At 50.2% G+C, this 3,265-nt stretch carries 2 rRNA genes; both read right to left on the reverse strand.

The features are described 5' to 3' along the window. Window positions 1-12: 12 nt before the first annotated feature. A 5S ribosomal RNA gene (gene rrf / locus DFR42_RS28795) occupies window positions 13-125 on the reverse strand. 242 nt (window positions 126-367) lie between these two features. Beyond that, window positions 368-3,241 (reverse strand): 23S ribosomal RNA (locus DFR42_RS28800). Between the last annotated feature and the right edge of the window lie 24 nt (window positions 3,242-3,265).

A 3,265-nucleotide genomic window follows, 5' to 3' on the forward strand; every position in this document is an offset into this window, starting at 1 on the left:
TGCGGAATAAAAGCCTGACGATAACCTACTTTCACACTGGTTGCAGCACTATCATTGGCGCGTAATCGTTTCACGGTCCTGTTCGGGATGGGAAGGGGTGGTACCGATTAGCTATGGTCATCAGGCATAACTTGTTGATTCGTTGAGGGTCACGTTGTTTTGTGGCCTGCAACAAATCCAATTCAGAAGAAGTGTCGTAGAGTGTGCGATCTTATTCGCACTAATCAAATTTGTTTTGTCACAGTAAGCGAGACCATCGCTTACTGTGGTGGTTGTGACTGGTCTCGAACAATCGAAATTCTTCCGAATTTCCATTTTCGCAAACACTTCACAATACTTGTCGTAGCCTACAACCTGCTAAGGTTATAGGGACAAGCCTTACGGGCAATTAGTACTGGTTAGCTTAATGCATTACTGCACTTCCACACCCAGCCTATCAACGTCCTGGTCTCGAACGACCCTTTAAAGAGATCAAGTCTCTGGGAAGTCTCATCTTAAGGCGAGTTTCCCGCTTAGATGCTTTCAGCGGTTATCTCTTCCGAACATAGCTACTCGGCAATGCCACTGGCGTGACAACCGATACACCAGAGGTTCGTCCACTCCGGTCCTCTCGTACTAGGAGCAGCCCCCTTCAAACTTCCAACGCCCACGGCAGATAGGGACCAAACTGTCTCACGACGTTTTAAACCCAGCTCACGTACCACTTTAAATGGCGAACAGCCATACCCTTGGGACCGGCTACAGCCCCAGGATGTGATGAGCCGACATCGAGGTGCCAAACTCCCCCGTCGATATGAACTCTTGGGAGGAATCAGCCTGTTATCCCCAGAGTACCTTTTATCCGTTGAGCGATGGCCCTTCCATACAGAACCACCGGATCACTATGTCCTACTTTCGTACCTGCTCGACTTGTCAGTCTCGCAGTTAAGCACGCTTATGCCATTGCACTATTAGCACGATGTCCGACCGTACCTAGCGTACCTTCGAACTCCTCCGTTACACTTTGGGAGGAGACCGCCCCAGTCAAACTGCCTACCATGCACTGTCCCCGACCCGGATAACGGGCCAAGGTTAGAACCTCAAATAAACCAGGGTGGTATTTCAAGGATGGCTCCACGCAAACTGGCGTCCACGCTTCAAAGCCTCCCACCTATCCTACACAGATCGATTCAAAGTCCAATGCAAAGCTACAGTAAAGGTTCATGGGGTCTTTCCGTCTAGCCGCGGGTAGATTGCATCATCACAAACATTTCAACTTCGCTGAGTCTCGGGAGGAGACAGTGTGGCCATCGTTACGCCATTCGTGCAGGTCGGAACTTACCCGACAAGGAATTTCGCTACCTTAGGACCGTTATAGTTACGGCCGCCGTTTACTGGGACTTCAATCAAGAGCTTGCACCCCATCATTTAATCTTCCAGCACCGGGCAGGCGTCACACCCTATACGTCCACTTTCGTGTTTGCAGAGTGCTGTGTTTTTATTAAACAGTCGCAGCCACCAGTTTATTGCAACCCCTTCGTCCTTCTGCCGCAGGGCAGTCAAACTACAAGGGCGTACCTTATCCCGAAGTTACGGTACCAATTTGCCGAGTTCCTTCTCCCGAGTTCTCTCAAGCGCCTTAGAATACTCATCTCGCCCACCTGTGTCGGTTTGCGGTACGGTCTCGTATGACTGAAGCTTAGAGGCTTTTCTTGGAACCACTTCCGATTGCTTCGTGAACAAGTTCACTCGTCTCAACCCCTTGAATTACGCTGCCGGATTTGCCTAACAGCCTTCTCCAGGTTAAAAACCGACTATTCCAACAGTCGGACAACCTTCCGCGATCCGTCCCCCCATCGCATCATACGACGGTGCAGGAATATTAACCTGCTTCCCATCAGCTACGCATCTCTGCCTCGCCTTAGGGGCCGACTCACCCTGCTCCGATGAACGTTGAACAGGAAACCTTGGGCTTACGGCGTGGAGGCTTTTCACCCCCATTATCGCTACTCATGTCAGCATTCGCACTTCTGATACCTCCAGCAACCTTTACAAGTCACCTTCGCAGGCTTACAGAACGCTCTCCTACCATATCCTTACGGATATCCGCAGCTTCGGTGTATAGCTTAGCCCCGTTACATCTTCCGCGCAGGACGACTCGATCAGTGAGCTATTACGCTTTCTTTAAAGGGTGGCTGCTTCTAAGCCAACCTCCTGACTGTTTTAGCCTTCCCACTTCGTTTTCCACTTAGCTATACTTTGGGACCTTAGCTGGCGGTCTGGGTTGTTTCCCTCTTGACACCGGACGTTAGCACCCGATGTCTGTCTCCCTTGCTCGCACTCGTCGGTATTCGGAGTTTGCAATGGTTTGGTAAGTCGCGATGACCCCCTAGCCATAACAGTGCTCTACCCCCGACGGTGATACAAGAGGCACTACCTAAATAGTTTTCGGAGAGAACCAGCTATTTCCAAGTTTGTTTAGCCTTTCACCCCTACCCACAGCTCATCCCCTAATTTTTCAACATTAGTGGGTTCGGTCCTCCAGTGCGTGTTACCGCACCTTCAACCTGGCCATGAGTAGATCACTTGGTTTCGGGTCTACACCCAGCGACTATGACGCCCTATTCGGACTCGATTTCTCTACGGCTTCCCTATGCGGTTAACCTTGCCACTGAATGTAAGTCGCTGACCCATTATACAAAAGGTACGCAGTCACGGAACAAGTCCGCTCCTACTGTTTGTATGCACACGGTTTCAGGTTCTATTTCACTCCCCTCCCGGGGTTCTTTTCGCCTTTCCCTCACGGTACTGGTTCACTATCGGTCGATATCGAGTATTTAGCCTTGGAGGATGGTCCCCCCATGTTCAGACAGGATTTCTCGTGTCCCGCCCTACTTGTCGCAAACTTAGTTCCACACCGATAATTTCGTATAAGGGGCTATCACCCTCTATGGCCGGAGTTTCCAATCCGTTCTACTATTAAAGATGCTAAATCTTGCAGGCTCTTCCCATTTCGCTCGCCACTACTTTGGGAATCTCGGTTGATTTCTTTTCCTGTAGCTACTTAGATGTTTCAGTTCGCCACGTTCGCTTTGCATACCTATGTATTCAGTATGCAATGACCTTACGGCCGGGTTTCCCCATTCGGAAATCTGCGGATCAATGTGTGTTTGCTCACTCCCCGCAGCTTATCGCAAGCTACTACGTCCTTCATCGCCTGATATCGCCAAGGCATCCACCATGTGCACTTAGTCACTTGTCCCTATAACGTTAACTCCTGGTGTCA

The organism is Undibacterium pigrum (assembly GCF_003201815.1).
In the GTDB taxonomy this organism is placed as follows: Bacteria; Pseudomonadota; Gammaproteobacteria; order Burkholderiales; family Burkholderiaceae_D; genus Undibacterium; species Undibacterium pigrum.